Here is a 16,094-nt window from a genome sequence, read left to right as displayed (position 1 = left end):
CGAAATTGGGGCACAACAAGCAACTAGGAGAAATGAAGATGAACAAGCTACTCAGCGGGGCGGTTGCCGCCTTTAGCCTGGCAGCCAGTGCGGCGCTGGCGGCGGATGAGGTGACATTGCAACTGAAATGGGTCACGCAAGCACAGTTCGCGGGCTATTATGTTGCCAAGGACAAGGGCTTTTACGAAGAAGAGGGGCTGGACGTCACCATTCTGCCCGGCGGGCCTGACATCGCTCCGACGCAAGTGATTGCAGGCGGTGGTGCCGATGTGACCGTCGAATGGATGCCTGCCGCGCTGGCTGCCCGTGAAAAAGGGCTGCCGCTGGTGAACATCGCGCAACCTTTCAAAAGCTCGGGCATGATGCTGACCTGCTGGAAAGACGCCGGGATCTCGTCGCCCGAAGACCTCAAAAACCGCACGCTGGGTGTCTGGTTCTTTGGCAACGAGTTTCCCTTCATGAGCTGGATGAGCCAGTTGGGCATCAGTACCGATGGCAAAAGCGAAAACGGAGTGGAAGTTTTGAAGCAGGGCTTCAACGTCGACCCGTTGCTTCAGCGTCAGGCGGATTGCATCAGCACCATGACCTACAATGAATACTGGCAGGTCATCGATGCCGGTGTCAGCCCGGATGAGCTGGTGACCTTCAAATACGAAGACCAGGGCGTGGCAACGCTGGAAGACGGCCTTTATGTGCTGGAAGAGAACCTGAGCGATGCGGCCTTCGCCGACAAGATGGAGCGGTTCGTTCGCGCGTCGATGAAGGGGTGGAAATATGCCGAGGAGAACCCGGACGAAGCGGCGGAAATCGTTCTGGAAAACGATGCAACCGGTGCTCAGACGGAAGAGCACCAAAAGCGTATGATGGGTGAGATCGCCAAGTTGACCGCAGGGTCGAACGGCGCGCTGGACCCGGCTGATTTCGACCGCACCGTCAACACATTGCTGGCAGGCGGGTCTGATCCGGTTATAACCAAAAAGCCCGAAGGGGCCTGGACACATCAGATCACCGATGCTGCACTGAATTGATCTCAGCCTTTCCTTGGGGAATTGAGGCGCGGTCCCAATCGGGGCCGCGTTTTTCATTCTAAATGCCGGATATGTGTCTGTACTCGACCTGAAATCAGAGTAGTATTTACCTGTAAACGAACGCATTTCATACGAATTGTGAACTTCACGGGATAAAATGCAGGGATTTGCATCAGAATTCAGCTCTGCCATCGCGCTGATCTTTGAGGGAGACTCAGAGCTGTGGGCGATTGTGCTGTTGTCCCTGAAAGTATCCGTGTTTGCGGTTCTGATTTCCGCCCTGATCGGCATGCCCGTCGGTGCCGCTCTGGCTGTGGCCAGGTTTCCGGGGCGGCGGATGCTGATCGTTCTAATGAATGCCCTGATGGGGTTCCCGCCCGTGGTCGTGGGGCTGCTGGTCTATCTGATGCTGTCCCGTTCCGGCCCGTTGGGTGTGCTAGAGCTTTTGTATACCCCGACGGCCATGATCATTGCGCAGGTCGTGTTGGTCACTCCCATTATCGCGGCATTGACCCGGCAGGTGGTCGAAATGCTGGCCGAGGAATATTCCGAACAGCTGCGATCACTGGGCGTGTCGCGGCTGGCATCGGTTCCCGTGCTTCTCTGGGATGCGCGGCTGGCACTGGTTACCGCCTTGCTTGCGGGGTTTGGGCGCGCCATTGCCGAGGTCGGCGCGGTGATCATCGTGGGCGGCAACATCAACCATGTGACCCGCGTAATGACGACGACGATCGCGTTGGAGACGTCGAAGGGAAATCTGGCGTTGGCTCTGGCGCTGGGGGCAATCCTGATCGGGATCGCGGTGGCCGTGAACGCGATGGTCAGCGCGATCAGCCTGCGGGCCGAACGGGAAGGGGTGCGTCATGCGTGACCTGCTCTGCGACAGGGTGAACTGCCTCAAGGTCGAGAACCTGCAAATCCGCAGTAACGGCAAGGCGTTGTTGGACGTCTCGTCATTGGTTCTGGATGGGCCGGGGCCAACCTTGATTCTTGGCCCCAACGGTGCAGGCAAAAGCCTGTTGCTGCGCTGTCTGCACGGGCTGATCACGCCGGATCGGGGGCAGGTCGTCCAGGGTGGAAAACCGCTGGGCGCGGCACAGAAAGCCCGCCAGGCCATGGTGTTTCAGAAACCGGTTCTGCTGCGCCGATCTGTTGCGGCAAACCTTGACTTCGTTCTCAAGCGTCAAGGCATGGGGCGAAGGGCCCGTAAGGCCCGTATCGCCGAATTGCTGACCGAAGGCGGGCTGGACGGCAAGGCCAGACAACCCGCGCGGTCATTGTCCGGGGGAGAAGCGCAGCGATTGGCGATTCTCCGTGCGCTGGCGCTGGACCCCGAGACCTTGTTTCTGGACGAGCCTACCAGCGCTCTGGATCCCAGCGCGACCCAGATGATCGAACGAATGATATTGCGGGCATCAGCTCGGGCCGTGCGGATCGTGATGGTGACGCATGATATCGGTCAGGCCCGTCGTTTGGCCTCGGACGTGGTCATGATGCAGGGCGGGCATGTCGTGGAACACGGTGTGGCAAAACAGGTTTTGAATTCACCCGAAAGCGATGCGTCGCGCCGCTATTTGGCGGGCGGGTTGGTTACATGAAATACAGAAAGCGGAGAGTGTGATGTTCCGGAAATCAATTCGGGCAGCGGTGGTGGCTGTGGGCCTGTTGACCAGCGCGGTTTCGGCGGAAGAACCGTTTATTGTGGTGCAGTCGACCACGTCTACACAGAACTCGGGACTGTTGGATTACATCCTGCCGTGGTTCGAAGCCGATTCAGGTATCGATGTCCGTGTCGTGGCGGTTGGAACCGGTCAAGCCATTCGGAACGCCGTCAACGGGGACGGGGATGTTCTTTTGGTTCACTCCAAACCGGCCGAGGAGAAATTCGTTGCTGATGGTTGGGGCGTAGAGCGGAAGGATCTGATGTACAATGATTTCGTTCTGGTCGGCCCCAAGTCTGACCCTGCCCGAATTCGCGGCGGCGTCGATGTGTTGGCCGCGCTGTCGAAAATCGCCGAGGTGGAAGCGCCGTTTGCATCACGCGGTGACGACAGCGGAACACACAAGGCCGAGCTGGGCTATTGGTCCGCAGCCGGGCTGGACCCTGCCGAGGCTTCGGGTGCTTGGTATCGCGAGACCGGATCTGGTATGGGCGCGACGCTGAACGTGGCCAGTGGAATGGATGCCTATACGCTGACGGATCGAGCTACGTGGCTGTCTTTTGGAAACCGGGGAAATCTTGAGGTATTGGTCGAAGGGGATCCGCGCCTGTTCAATCAATACGGTGTGATTCTTGTGAACCCTGACAAGCACGCGCATGTGCGGGCGGCAGCCGGCCAACGTTTCATCGACTGGCTGACGGGGCCGGACGGGCAGGAAGCGATTGCGTCGTTCAGGCTGGACGGACAGCAGGTGTTCTTTCCGAACGCCGACTAAGCCGGCCTGCGGCGGGCGTATCCTGACAAGGTAAAAGGCGGGTGAGGGCTCACCCGCTGGCACCGTTGTGGTGTATCGTGCCCAGGCCCGACAGGTCGTAGCCACCGAATTCACGGGCCCTTTGCGCAAATTGATCCGAGCGCAGCAGCGTTATCAGTTTCTGCATTGGCGGATCAAAATATGACCTGCGCCAAATCGCCAGATCCAGCCTCTCGGAATGGGTGGGGACGAAACCCAGGTTGTAAAGCCCTGCCAAAGCCCCCAGCCCAAAGCCGGCCTCGGCCTTTTCGCCGTGAAGGGCGATGGCCAGTTCCTCTTCGGTGCGTGCGCAGCCGGGGGTTGCGTCCAGATCGTCTCGGCTCATGCCATGGGCTTCCAGCTGGCTATCGAACAGGTGTTGGCTGGCCGCACTGTCCTGACGCATGATCACGCGGCGCGATTTGAGATCCTTAAACGTTTTGATATCCGATATGCCCGGGGCAAGAAGCAGCCCGCGCTTGCGTCGGGCGATTTCGTACAATACCACCGGCCCTTCGCCCAAGGCGTCACGCAGGGATTTTTCGTTGAACCCTCCGTCTTCGTGGATATGCAACACGGCCGCCTGTGCGCTGCGCTCGCTCAGCCGTGTCAGCCCGTCAAAGGAGCCGTCGTAATAGGTGGCAAGCCCCGATCCGCTTTCACGCAGCGCCCAGTCCAACAGAGGATCATGGCTGCCTGCTACAATCGGAGGCAGAGGCGGTTCGGCCACCTGCGGGCCGGATCGCGACGCGTTGAGCCAGGCAATGATTTCGGCCCGCGGGAACAACAGCTTGCCCATGGCGCGAACACAGGGCACCTCGCCCGAGGAGGCAAGATCATAGGCTTTGCGCTCGCCGATGCGCAGCAGATCGGCCAGTTCGCGGGTGGTCAGGTATTGCGACATTCAGTCGAGGCGCACGGCAGAGCCGGACGTGGCGTCGGCGGCGGTGAACCCGATCCGATCCAGCACGACAGGGGCTGCCACTGCAATGACGACCATTGCGGCGACCGCGGCAAGAAAGGCTTTCATGGTCTCCTCCAGTTCAGTTCCGGGCACCCGTTGCGCGGCGCAGAAAAACAATAAGATCCTGACGATCCTGAGCTTGTGTAATTCGCTGCATCGGCATCTTGGACCCCGGAATGTAATGGTCTGGCCCTTCGTCGAAAAGAGCATTTATCGTTTCGTCATTCCAAATGATATCAGAGCCTTGCAGCGTATCCGAGTACAAATATCCCGGTAACGTGCCCGCGCGCCTGCCGAAAACCCCGTGCAAGGAGGGGCCTGCGCGGCGCTGGCTGTTGGGGGTGAGGCTGTGACAGATCGAGCATTTCCGCGCGAACTGACGCTCACCATTGTCCATCTCGTCGGGGTTTTGCAGAAAACTTGGCTCGACAAAAGCCATCTGTTGCCGATCGGACAGGGCGGTGACCGGCCAACTGTACATGGCCTCGTCGATCCCGCCAGCATGGATGTTTTCACCATCGACCGAGAAGGCCAGGGCCCAGACTGGCCCCCGCAACGTTGCGCGAAAGTCCTGCGCGATGCGCCAGTCCGAGGTATCGATGACCATTATAAAGCCTTCGCCGTCGCCCACGGCCAGAAACCGACGATCCGGGCTGAGCGCCATGGCCAGGATCGGGCGACGATCCAGTGTGAAATCGCGCTCTTCACCGGTGGAAAGGTCCAGTATTCGGGTCACTCCGTCGACGGCACCGTAAGCGATCCAGTTGTCCTGTTCATTCAGGACCAGCTCGTTGATACCGAACCCGTGTTCGATGAGCCGGTTGATCTCTTGCCCAGTCGAGATATCCCAAATGCGCAGCGACCCATCCATGCTTGCTGAATAAAGCCGTGTGCCGTCAGAAGAAAAAACTACGGCGTTCACACCGCTTCCCGTCGGTCCAAGAGTTGTGGGCGCGGCTCCGTTCACGGGCCAAAGCCCAATCATTCCGTCCCAACTGGCGGTTGCGACGTGGGTCTTGGACGCCGCCAGACCCACGATCTTGCCCTGATGTCGCCCAACCACGTCGCCACCGGGCCACTTGCGCAGGGTGAAGTCATCTCCCGCCGAGTAGATGGCCGTGCCATTGAAGGCAACGGCGTTCACGGCGGCTTCATGACCTTCCAGCCATTCAGGGGTCCGATCAGCCCACAGCCCGACGGAATTGTCGAAACTGGCTGTTGCGATACGCCCGTCCGGGGCTGTGGCGATCCCCATGATTGGGCCGCCGTGTCCCTTGAGTGTGAAGAATTCGGCCAAGGCGGGCAGAGGGATCAGCGCCAGGGCCAGTACCAGCCCCCGCATCTATTCAGCAGGCGAGGCGGCGGTTTTGCCTGCCTCTTTTTCCTGAACTTCTTCCAGCCACAAAGAGTGGTGTTCACGGGCCCATTGTTCTTCGACCTCGCCGGTGCCCATGGCGTCAAAGGCGCCCTCCATTCCGACAGAGCCGAGATAGATATGCGCCACGATGATCGCAATGAACACATAAGCAACCATCACGTGCCAGACCTGGGCATATTGCATTTCTTCCTGCGGCGACATCTGCACCGGCAGGTTCAGGCCCATCATTTGCGGAATACCGGTCGCATTGGCGATCTGGAAGGTTTTGGCAAACAAGGGCATCTCGAACGGGAACAACAGCGACAGACCCGACAGGCTGATGGAGGCGCCCAGCAGGATGCAGGCCCAGAATATGATCTTTTGACCAGCGTTGAATTTCTTTGCCGGTGGATGGCTGTTCTTGGTAAACAACCCGCCACCCGCGGCCAGCCATTTCAGATCGACGCGGTTGGGGATATTATGGGCAATCCAGTTTACCGTGACGATGATCAGGCCCAGCATGAAGGCCCAGGCCAGATTGTTGTGCAACCACTTGCAGCCCTGTGCGAGGGTTGCAAAGCCCTCTTTCCCGAAAACCGGGATCAGGAAGTCGCGCCCATAAAGCGTCAGCAGGCCCGTGACGCCAAGGATCAGGAATGACCCGGCAAACAACCAGTGGCCGAACCGCTCGAACCCGTTGAAACGCGTGACCGTACGGCCGGTTTTCTCACCATCGATGCGAATTTTGCCTCGGATCAAGAAAAATAACAGGATGATGCCCAGCATCCCGGCAATGATATAGGTGCCGTATTCGCGCAGCGGTCCAGTGCGGAAGGTCAGCCACCACATGCCGCCATCCTGAATCAGCACGCTGTCTGCCGGACCATGAGAAGACACCGTCACATCAGCCGAGCCATAGCGCAAAGCGCGATACACGTCACTGTCCGAGGCCACTCCACGGGTGCCAAGCTGACCCAGCAACCCCTCGGCATTGCCCTGACCAGTGTTCTCGGAACGATAGCTGTTGTCGACGGTTTCACCACGCTGCCGGGCGAGAATGTCTTCCAGCGTTGTCGCTCCGCCGGTCGAGGTGCGCTCATCCGTCGTGGGTTCAGAGGTCTCTTGCGCCCATGCGGCTCCGGTCAGAAAAAACGAAACGAGCAGAAACTGAATCAGACGCATAGGGATATCCTCCTGTGCATTTTCATATCAGCGGTCAAATCCACCGATTTGCTGGTGAAAAACGGCGCCGACCGGTGCGAGCGCTTCGCGAAGATCATCTTTGGCCGGACCATACACGTCCAACCCCACTGGCGTCAGAAGCGCCAGAAACCGTTCCGCAAAATTAGCACCAAAATTTTGCATATGTATCATGGCATCTTCGGAACTGGCATAGCGTTCATAGATATGAACGGCCGAACCGGTCATGTGCCATTCATAGCTTCTGGCGCCGGTTTCTTGCAGCGTGGCCGCGACCATTTCCGCCATAAGCGCTTCGAACTCATCCTTTTTATCCAGATCGAGGTCAAGCTTCAGCAGCCAGTAAACATCATTGGTCATGCGCGCCTCTCAAATTTGTTTGCTGTGACGTTACAGGAAACGGATCCCCGATCACATCACCTGAAAAGCCCCCCGCAAAGGGCGGGAGGCTGTTTTGTCAAAAGCCGGATTTCAACCGTCTTTCTGGTCGTAGGCCGTGCCCCAGCCCCAGGCGCCCGAGCCGAAACCGCGCGCCACGACGCGTTCACGGTAAACTGCGGAAACCACGTCGCCGTCACCGGCGAGCAGGGCCTTTGTGGAACACATTTCGGCGCAGATGGGCAGCTTGCCCTCGGCGATCCGGTTGCGACCGTATTTGGCGAACTCTGCGGTCGAGTGCGTTTCCTCGGGGCCGCCGGCGCAGAAGGTACATTTGTCCATCTTGCCGCGCGATCCAAAGTTGCCCGCCTGCGGGTATTGCGGCGCACCGAAGGGGCACGCATAGAAGCAATAGCCGCAGCCAATGCACAGGTCCTTGGAGTGCAGCACGACCCCTTCTTCGTTCTGATAGAAGCAGTCGACCGGGCACACCGCCATGCAAGGCGCATCCGAACAATGCATACAGGCGACCGAGATCGAGCGTTCGCCCGGGTTGCCGTCATTGATCGTCACCACCCTGCGGCGGTTGATGCCCCACGGCACCTCGTGTTCGTTCTTACACGCGGTTACGCAGGCGTTGCACTCGATGCAGCGTTCAGCGTCGCAGAGAAACTTTGCTCTAGCCATTAATCGTCCTCCTTACGCTGCCCAGATCTTGCAGAGAGTCGCCTTGGTCTCCTGCATCTGGGTCACTGAATCATAGCCATAGGTCTGGGCGGTGTTGGTACTTTCACCCAGCACATAGGGGTCTGCACCTTTGGGGTATTTCTCCCTGAGGTCCTCGCCCTGGAAATGGCCGCCGAAGTGGAACGGCATGAAGGCCACGCCGGCACCGACCCTGTTGGTCAGCATCGCCATCACCTTGACCTTGCCGCCCTCGGGGCCTTCGACCCAGACCTGTGATCCGTCCCGAATGCCAAGGTTGTTGGCATCGCGCGGATTGATCTCGACGAACATGTCCTGCTGAAGCTCAGCCAACCACGGATTGGACCGTGTCTCATCACCGCCGCCTTCATATTCGACCAGACGACCAGACGTTAGGATTATCGGGTAATCCTTTGAAAAGTCGTTCTTCTGGATCGAGGCATACAAGGTCGGAAGGCGATAGGCATGCCGGTCCTCATAGGTGGGATAGTCGGCCACCAGATCGCGCCGCGGCGTGTAGAGCGGCTCGCGATGCAGCGGGATCGGATCCGGGAAGGTCCAGACAACCGCGCGGGCCTTGGCGTTCCCGAAGGGCGCACAGCCATGTGCGATCGCGACCCGCTGGATGCCGCCGGACAGGTCGGTTTTCCAGTTGGTCTTTGGTCCGGCCACGGCGTCGATGGCCGCGCGTTCCTCGGCCGTCAGATCACCGTCCCAGCCAAGATCCATCAGCATCTGCATCGTAAACTCTGGATAGCCATCCTGAATTTCCGACCCAACGCTATAGACCCCTTCGGCCAGCAGGTTGTCGCCGTCGCGTTCCACACCAAAACGGGCGCGGAAGGTCAGGCCGCCTTCGGCCACCGGTTTGGACATGTCATAGAGGTTTGGTGTCCCCGTATGGCCCATTTCCGGTGTGCCCCAGCAGGGCCACGGTAGACCGTAATATTCGCCGTCGTTTGGTCCACCAATGGCTTGCAGCGTGGTTCTGTCGAACGTGTGCTGGTTGGCCATATGGCTTTTCAGACGTTCCGGCGACTGACCGGTATAGCCGATGGTCCAGAGGCCCGAGTTGAACTCACGCGTGATGCTTTCAACATTCGGGGTTTCGGGGTCTTCCATCTCGATATTGCGGAAGAACCGATCCGCCCAGCCGAACTTGTTGGCGAACTTGGCCATGATGACCTCGTCCGGCAGACTTTCGAATAACGGATCGACCACCTTGTCGCGCCACTGCAACGACCGGTTCGAGGCCGTGACCGAGCCACGGGTTTCGAACTGCGTACAGGCCGGCAACAAGTAAACGCCATCGGTCCGGTCATGCAAAACGGCGGAAACGGTGGGATACGGGTCGATAACGACCAGCATGTCCAGCTTTTCCATCGCCGTCTTCATTTCCGTCATCCGGGTCTGCGAGTTGGGCGCGTGGCCCCACAGAACCATGGCGCGGACATTGTTGTCCTGATCCATGTTGGCCGGGTCTTCCAGAACACCGTCAATCCAGCGGGAAACGGGAATGCCGCGCTCGTTCTGCAGCGGTTTGTCCTTGCCGTCCTTGTCCTTGATCGTGGCGAACTGACCGGCCAGCCATTCAGGTTCTTCGCCCCAGACACGGGCCCAGTGACCCCATGCGCCTGCGGACAGGCCATAATAGCCGGGCAGGGTATGGGAAAGAACACCAAGGTCCGTTGCGCCCTGAACGTTGTCATGACCGCGGAAGATGTTGGTGCCACCACCCGAGGTGCCCATGTTGCCCAGTGCAAGCTGAAGTACGCAATACGCGCGGGTGTTGTTGTTGCCGTTGGTGTGCTGCGTTCCGCCCATGCACCAGACAACCGTTCCAGGACGGTTGTTGGCCATCGTGCGGGCAACCCGCTTCAACTGCGACCCCGGAGTGCCGGTGACACGTTCCACCTCATCCGGGTTCCACTTAGCAACTTCTTCGCGGATCTGATCCATGCCCCAGACACGGGTGCGGATGAACTCTTTGTCTTCCCAACCGTTGTCGAAGATGTGCCAGAGGATACCCCAGATCAGCGCAACGTCCGTGCCGGGGCGGAAACGGACATATTCATCCGCGTGCGCCGCAGTGCGCGTAAAGCGCGGGTCGCAGACGATCAGCGGGGCGTTGTTCTGCTCTTTTGCGCGCAGAATATGCAGCAGCGAGACGGGATGCGCCTCGGCAGGGTTGCCGCCGATGATGAAGATCGCCTTGCTGTTGTGCATGTCGTTGTAGCTGTTGGTCATGGCGCCGTAGCCCCATGTATTCGCAACGCCCGCTACTGTGGTCGAGTGGCAGATCCGGGCCTGATGGTCCACGTTGTTCGTGCCCCAGTAGGCGGCGAACTTGCGGAACAGATAAGCCTGTTCGTTGTTGTGCTTGGCGGAACCCAGCCAGTAGACGCTGTCAGGCCCGCTTTCTTCGCGGATGCTCATCATGCCGTCGCCGATCTCGTTGATCGCCTCTTCCCAGCTGATGCGCTTCCACTCTCCGCCTTCTTTTTTCATCGGGTATTTCAGGCGGCGCTCGCCATGGGCGTGCTCGCGAACCGAGGCCCCTTTGGCGCAATGAGCGCCCAGGTTGAACGGGCTGTCCCAGCCGGGTTCCTGCCCGATCCAGACGCCGTTCTGAACTTCGGCAACCACGGTGCAACCGACCGAACAATGCGTGCAGACGGATTTGATGTTCTCGACTGCCGTGTTGGCTGCGGTCTGGGCGTTGGCTGGCGTCACGGTTCCACCCGTGGCGCTGATCGCGGCAAGGCCGCCGATCGTCAGGCCCGAGCCACGCAGGAATGCGCGGCGATCGACGGTATTCTCGCCGATTTGGGACAGGATACTTGTCCGCTGGGGGCGTCTCGCAACCCCGTTGGTCTTTTTCCTAAGCATTTGTTTCCTCCCTTGCGCGCCGTGTATGCCACGGCTGGCTTGGTACTGCTGAAGCCGACGTCGGGGCCAATCGCAACCGTCAGTCGGGTGTGAAAACGTCCGATCCTAGAACCGGGTGCTTTCGATGTAGGCGCGTGTATGCGCGGTATCCTGGATGCGGGTGTCGTCTGTCGGCGTTTCGGCCGCTTCGGCTTTTCCGGTCAGGCTGGCGGCGGCAACGGCAGCAGGTGCTGCGGTTCCGGCCAGTTTGAGGAAGTCGCGGCGTGTGGCGCCTTCTTCCTTGGTCTTGCTCATGGGCTCCTCCTGTCCCAATTGCGGTTTGGTGCCCACGGGGCACCGGCGATTTGCGGGCTACCCCGCTGTCATCCGGAACGCTTCGCGCTCGATCTCCATGAATACCCGACCGGCGGTGCCGACGGATGCATAGAGAACCGAGTTTTCAGCAGCTTCCAAATCCGAATAGAAATGTGCGGCCCATGGGCCGATATGTTTGCTCCAGAACGCTTTCTGGTCTTCAAGCGATGCCGGGCTGCCAAAACGCCCAACGATCATGCCTGCCATCATCTCCATCAATGAGGCGATGTTGTCCTCGGGCTCAAACACGTTCTGGGCGCGTGTGATCCCACGCACGGCCATGTCATTGCGGAGCTGCGCAAGGGGTTTCTCGTTCAGAAAACCAGTGAGGTAGAAGCTGGCATAGGGCAGCAGTTCGCCCCGACCCAAACCGATGAACAATGCATTGAATTCCCGTTCAGCGGCGGCGGGCTTGGTGACCTTTGCAACCCGCGCCATGGCTTGGATGGCCTGACCAAGATCAGTGTCATCACCGCTGAGGCCCGCCATTTGATCCAGCAGCATCTGGTCGGGTGGACCGGCCAGCAGCAAGCCCAGAAAGTTGTAGAAATCCGCGCGCAGGCGATCCTCGGCTGAAACGTCCAGAGTGTGCGCGTCACTTGCGGTCATTCGGTCATCCTTCAAATTCAAATGTCATTCGACGTGGCGCCGGGGGAAGGTCGATTTCTTCCGGCTCGTCTGCGCGGGCGACGGAAACCGGTTCGGGCTCGGTATCGGGTTCGACCGGCGCGGCCTCGGGTTCAGCGCGCGTATCGGCTTCGCTTTCAGCAGCATCGTCTTTGGCCTCTTCCGCGTCGGCCGCCAGTGCTTCGATATGTGCCAGCATACCTTTTCCAACCTGATAGGCGGTTTGCATGTTTTCGATCACGCAGGCCGCATCGGTGTAGTCCTCGCCGTAATCAACCAGCCCGTCGACATTGGCCAGAACCGGGTTCAGCCGCCACAGCCGACGCAAAGCACGACGACGCAGGCGATCAGGCACGGCCTTGGCCATGAAGCCCGAAACATCGTCGCCGGGTTGCAGGGTCTCTGGGTCAGGAAGGTTGAACTCGGCGAGGATCTCGGCGTCATCCTTTTCTTCCAGCTCCGCTTGCCGTTCTGCGATCACCTGTTCTTCAAGGGCCAGTGCCTCGGCCTTGGCTTCGGCCTGAACGGCGGCCTTTCGGCGAGACCAGAAATCATCGGGCCGGTTCATTGCAGCGCCTTTCTCGGGGCGCGATACACGTCCGACGTCTGCCGGATACGAGCATCACCCTTGCCGTCTTCAACCAGATCTGTCCGCTTCTTGTCGCGGCGGCGCTTGACGAACACTTCGTGCTGATGATGTTTCAGAGTAAAATCGCGAACCCAGGCAATCAGCCCTTCGGTCATCGGGATCTTCTCGACAATTTCTTCACCGGTATCCGCGTAATCCTGCCCCTCGAACGGAGAGGCGGTGATCAGAACTGCATTCAGGGGAGTTTCGCCTTTCAGTTCGTCCCGCAGCACAAGGTACAGCGAAGGCTGCCCATCCGACAAGTTAACCATGTAGGCTTCGGTTTCATCTGCCCAGAGCGTCAGGGGCAGGGTGGCCGCGTGATACTCGACAGCATCGCCTTCGCGGCGCAGTTCCTGCCAGTCGGCCGGCCCTGCGCCGGGTAAAAGGGCCACAGCGCTCCAGTTCCACCGGGCCCACCGTGTGACCCCGGGTGTCTTGCGCACGATGACGCCAACCGGCATTTCAGTCTGGCTTGCGGCCTTCGCCACTGGCTCCTCCCCGAAAGGCTCTCCCCTGCCTTTCCAAGTCCACTATGGTACACAAACTAGCTGTGTGCCAAGCCTAAGCTCTACGACTTTGGTCGTAGTCCAGGGTAGCAACTGCGTGAGCAGGTCCTGCGAATGCTTGTGTTTCGTGGCATTTATTGCCGAAATTCAACCCTGTGCAGGAAACGCGGCAAGGGGTTGAAGTTGCTTTCCCAGGGGTACAGCCTAGTGTGCATGGAACCGGGGCGGTTGCCCGAGGAGAGGATATGGCCACGAAACTACTGCTATGTGATTGCGCCGGAACACAGGCAATCGATCCGGACAAGATCGAAAGCGCCTGCGGCGTTGCCTGTTCCAGGTTGCATACCGCGCTTTGTACCGATGAGTTGCAGTCCGCCGCTGCCTTGATGAAAGAAGGTGATACCGTCATCGCTTGTGCGCAAGAGGATGACGTTTTCAGGTCACTGGCCGAAGACCTGAATAACGACGTGCCCGGATTTGTCGATCTGCGCGATCGGGCCGGGTGGTCTGACCAAGGTGCGGATGCGACCCCCAAGATGGCGGCATTGGCGGCCGAGGCCGTTCTGGCGCAACCGGTCACACCCAGCGTGGATGTCTTCAGTGAAGGCACCTGTTTCATCATCGGGCCCGGTGCGGTGGCCTTTGATCTGGCAGAGCGTTTGGCGGATTCGTTGGCAGTGACCGTCATGACGACCGATTTGTCCGCGCCCCTCTCGCGCGCCTATGACGTGGTACGGGGGCAGCTTCGATCGGTTTCCGGTGCGCTTGGTGGGTTTTCGTTGCGTCTGGACGCGCTTCAGCAGGTCGTGCCCGGTGGGCGCGGCGCGTTTGCTTGGACCGATCCAAAGGACGGTGCGCTTTCATCGTGTGACATTGTCATCGATCTGGCAGGAGAAACGCCCTTTGTTCAGGCCCCGGCCAAGCGTGAAGGCTATCTGCGGGCTGATCCCAGGGATGCGGTTTCCGTTGAACGCCTGGCTTTTGAAGCCGCGCAATTGGTGGGGACATTCGAAAAGCCACTTTTTGTGCGCGTGGAAGAAACCCTCTGTGCCCATTCCCGGGCCGAGCAGGTGGGCTGTACCAACTGTCTGGATATCTGCCCAACCGGTGCGATTTCCCCGGCGGGCGAGCATGTGGCGATTGACCCGATGGTATGTGCAGGCTGTGGTGCTTGCGCCGCGCTGTGCCCTTCAACGGCCATAACCTATGAAGACCCGCCTGTTTCGGCGCTGCTGTCGCGGATGCATATTCTGGCCCGTACCTATCGACGGGCCGGCGGCACCGCGCCTCGGCTGCTTGTACATGACGCCCACGGGGCCGAAATGATCCGGTTGGCGGCGCGTTTCGGGCGTGGATTACCTTCGGACGTGATCCCATTGGAATTGAACGTGATATCTGGCTTTGGCCATGCCGAGATGCTGGCTGCTCTGGCGCATGGGTTCGCTCGGGTGGACGTGCTGTTGGCACCGACGACTGAACGCGAGGCGCTGAACCGCGAGCTTGAATTGGCACATGCAATTGCAGGCCCCGAGGGTATAGGCCTGATTGACGAAGCGGACCCCGATGCGATTTCCGATCTGCTGTACGGGCAAGCGGTGCCCCGGCCTTTGTCCGATCCGGTCTTGCCTATGGGCAATCGCCGGCAAATCGCGCGGCTGGCAGCACAGGCGCTGAACCCGCAGGCTGAATCGCCTTTGCCGCTGCCCGAAAATGCGCCTTACGGGGCGGTTGCAATGAATACCGACAGCTGCACCCTGTGTCTCAGCTGTGTGTCGCTGTGCCCATCCGGTGCGTTGATCGACAATCCGGACAAGCCGCAATTGAACTTCCAGCAAGATGCCTGTCTGCAATGCGGGATGTGCAAGACCATATGCCCCGAGGATGCGATCACGCTTGTTCCACAACTTGATCTCAGCGATGCGGCCCTGTCACAGCAGGTTCTGAACGAAGAAGAACCTTTTGCCTGCGTGGAATGCGGGGCATTGTTCGGCGTGAAATCCACGGTTGAGCGGATCATGGAGAAGCTGTCGGGCACACATCCGATGTTCGCGACGTCGGATCAGGCGCGGATGATCCAGATGTGTGACAATTGCCGGGTGAACGTGCAGTTCCAACAGCAAGACAATCCTTTCCAATCAAAACCCAAGCCCCGGGTCGTCACGACCGAGGATTACTATTCAGACAGAAAGGATCACTGAAGTTTCAAGGGTGCACCCAGATCCGCAGCGTCGATGCGCGATACGAACGCCAGGATCGCGTCAAGATCGTCCAATGTCATCTCAACCGGGTGAATAGGAGATGGGCGTTCGGGATCGAAAGGCGGTGTCAAACCGTCGATCTGTGTGAATGCGGGGTGGGGGTTCAGGGCGAAAAACGCTTCGAATCGCTGCGACCAGTCGGGCATTGCGCGCAGAACGGCGAAAGAGGGCGTCGACCCCAGGCCATTCATGCGGTTCCTTGGCCCGATGACATGACAGCGCCCGCAATGAGTCATCGAAAGTTCTTCGCCAAGTTGGGTGTCGCCCTCGACGATGTCACCGGACTCAACCTCGACAATATCAAAATTGGCAGAGTAGGGCCCTCCGTCTGCCGGGGCAAAGCTTTCCACCGTGCGCTTGCCGATATCCGACTTCAGCCATTCAAGAAAACGGGCCTGGCGGTCACTGTCTTCGATACGCAGGTGATAGATCACACCGTCGCGGGCAAAGACCGGATCACCGGGCGGCGCGGTTTCCAGCGCCATGACCCCGGCGTCGTCTGCAATAACACGGATCCCGGTCTTGAGAGAGAAGCGAGGAAGGATATGTTGCAACAGGCCAGAGTCTTTAACCTCTGCCGGGGCCGCAAGGCCAATCGCCTCTTGTGACCAAGAGGGGGTGGCAGAGAGCGTCAGGCTCAGGCACAAGAGGACAAAGCGCATGGCTCAACGTAACTTCGCGGGGCGGGATGCGTCAAATGTACAGACAAAGACGGAGACACGTGCAATGAGCGGCGAGTCGAT

Annotated in this window: 17 protein-coding genes; 5 read left to right on the top strand and 12 right to left on the bottom strand. The window is 59.4% G+C overall.

What is annotated here, in order from left to right; translation table 11 throughout:
• Positions 1–38: 38 nt before the first annotated feature.
• The 4 genes from I9184_RS06665 to I9184_RS06650 all read left to right on the top strand — a co-directional run bounded on the left by I9184_RS06665 (position 39) and on the right by I9184_RS06650 (position 3,464).
• Complete coding sequence (locus I9184_RS06665) at positions 39–1,028, top strand: ABC transporter substrate-binding protein (RefSeq protein WP_152457702.1); 990 nt, start codon at positions 39–41, stop codon at positions 1,026–1,028.
• A gap of 157 nt (positions 1,029–1,185) precedes the next feature.
• Complete coding sequence (locus I9184_RS06660) at positions 1,186–1,899, top strand: ABC transporter permease (RefSeq protein WP_209833356.1); 714 nt, start codon at positions 1,186–1,188, stop codon at positions 1,897–1,899.
• A complete protein-coding gene (locus tag I9184_RS06655) occupies positions 1,892–2,626 on the top strand; it encodes an ATP-binding cassette domain-containing protein (protein WP_209833355.1) in 735 nt (244 codons plus the stop codon). The genes I9184_RS06660 and I9184_RS06655 overlap by 8 nt, the downstream gene beginning before the upstream one ends.
• Before the next feature lie 22 nt (positions 2,627–2,648).
• Complete coding sequence (locus I9184_RS06650) at positions 2,649–3,464, top strand: substrate-binding domain-containing protein (RefSeq protein ID WP_171633073.1); 816 nt, start codon at positions 2,649–2,651, stop codon at positions 3,462–3,464.
• Positions 3,465–3,513: 49 nt separating this feature from the next.
• Here I9184_RS06650 and I9184_RS06645 read toward each other — a convergent pair whose 3' ends face one another.
• The 11 genes from I9184_RS06645 to I9184_RS06600 all read right to left on the bottom strand — a co-directional run bounded on the left by I9184_RS06645 (position 3,514) and on the right by I9184_RS06600 (position 13,075).
• Entirely contained in the window at positions 3,514–4,386 is an 873-nt protein-coding gene (locus I9184_RS06645; protein WP_171633070.1) for a helix-turn-helix transcriptional regulator, read from the bottom strand.
• Positions 4,387–4,512 carry a hypothetical protein gene (locus tag I9184_RS21055; RefSeq protein ID WP_256367747.1) on the bottom strand — a complete coding sequence of 42 codons (126 nt, stop codon included), beginning with the start codon at positions 4,510–4,512 and terminating at the stop codon, positions 4,387–4,389.
• Between the two features lie 13 nt (positions 4,513–4,525).
• Positions 4,526–5,788 carry a c-type cytochrome gene (locus I9184_RS06640; RefSeq protein ID WP_209833353.1) on the bottom strand — a complete coding sequence of 421 codons (1,263 nt, stop codon included), beginning with the start codon at positions 5,786–5,788 and terminating at the stop codon, positions 4,526–4,528.
• The gene (locus I9184_RS06635; protein WP_171723439.1) at positions 5,789–6,985 is read right to left on the bottom strand and encodes a formate dehydrogenase subunit gamma; all 1,197 of its coding nucleotides are present in this window, start codon (positions 6,983–6,985) and stop codon (positions 5,789–5,791) included.
• Positions 6,986–7,012: 27 nt separating this feature from the next.
• Positions 7,013–7,363, bottom strand: coding sequence for an antibiotic biosynthesis monooxygenase (locus I9184_RS06630; protein WP_171633062.1), 351 nt, complete (start codon positions 7,361–7,363; stop codon positions 7,013–7,015).
• 111 nt (positions 7,364–7,474) lie between these two features.
• Positions 7,475–8,068 carry a formate dehydrogenase FDH3 subunit beta gene (gene fdh3B, locus I9184_RS06625; protein ID WP_010439472.1) on the bottom strand — a complete coding sequence of 198 codons (594 nt, stop codon included), beginning with the start codon at positions 8,066–8,068 and terminating at the stop codon, positions 7,475–7,477.
• Positions 8,069–8,080: 12 nt separating this feature from the next.
• A complete protein-coding gene (locus tag I9184_RS06620; RefSeq protein ID WP_171633060.1) occupies positions 8,081–10,975 on the bottom strand; it encodes a formate dehydrogenase subunit alpha in 2,895 nt (964 codons plus the stop codon).
• 105 nt (positions 10,976–11,080) lie between these two features.
• Entirely contained in the window at positions 11,081–11,269 is a 189-nt protein-coding gene (locus I9184_RS06615) for a ubiquinol-cytochrome c reductase iron-sulfur subunit N-terminal domain-containing protein (RefSeq protein WP_171633057.1), read from the bottom strand.
• Between the two features lie 57 nt (positions 11,270–11,326).
• Positions 11,327–11,938 (bottom strand): molecular chaperone TorD family protein, encoded by a 612-nt coding sequence (locus I9184_RS06610; RefSeq protein ID WP_171231802.1) that lies wholly within the window; start codon positions 11,936–11,938, stop codon positions 11,327–11,329.
• Positions 11,939–11,942: 4 nt separating this feature from the next.
• Positions 11,943–12,524, bottom strand: coding sequence for a DUF3306 domain-containing protein (locus I9184_RS06605; RefSeq protein ID WP_209833351.1), 582 nt, complete (start codon positions 12,522–12,524; stop codon positions 11,943–11,945).
• Positions 12,521–13,075 (bottom strand): DUF3305 domain-containing protein, encoded by a 555-nt coding sequence (locus tag I9184_RS06600; protein WP_171723437.1) that lies wholly within the window; start codon positions 13,073–13,075, stop codon positions 12,521–12,523. The genes I9184_RS06605 and I9184_RS06600 overlap by 4 nt, the downstream gene beginning before the upstream one ends.
• 263 nt (positions 13,076–13,338) lie before the next feature.
• Here I9184_RS06600 and I9184_RS06595 point away from each other — a divergent pair, with 263 nt between their 5' ends.
• Complete coding sequence (locus I9184_RS06595; protein ID WP_209833349.1) at positions 13,339–15,291, top strand: 4Fe-4S binding protein; 1,953 nt, start codon at positions 13,339–13,341, stop codon at positions 15,289–15,291.
• Here the strand turns inward: I9184_RS06595 and I9184_RS06590 are convergent.
• Positions 15,285–16,013, bottom strand: coding sequence for a hypothetical protein (locus I9184_RS06590; RefSeq protein WP_171633047.1), 729 nt, complete (start codon positions 16,011–16,013; stop codon positions 15,285–15,287). The two genes, I9184_RS06595 and I9184_RS06590, sit on opposite strands and share 7 nt — an antisense overlap.
• Positions 16,014–16,094 lie beyond the last annotated feature (81 nt).

The sequence above is a fragment of the Ruegeria sp. HKCCE3926 genome (assembly GCF_017872515.1).
Lineage (GTDB): Bacteria > Pseudomonadota > Alphaproteobacteria > Rhodobacterales > Rhodobacteraceae > Ruegeria.
This window is presented reverse-complemented; position numbering and strand designations above follow the sequence as displayed.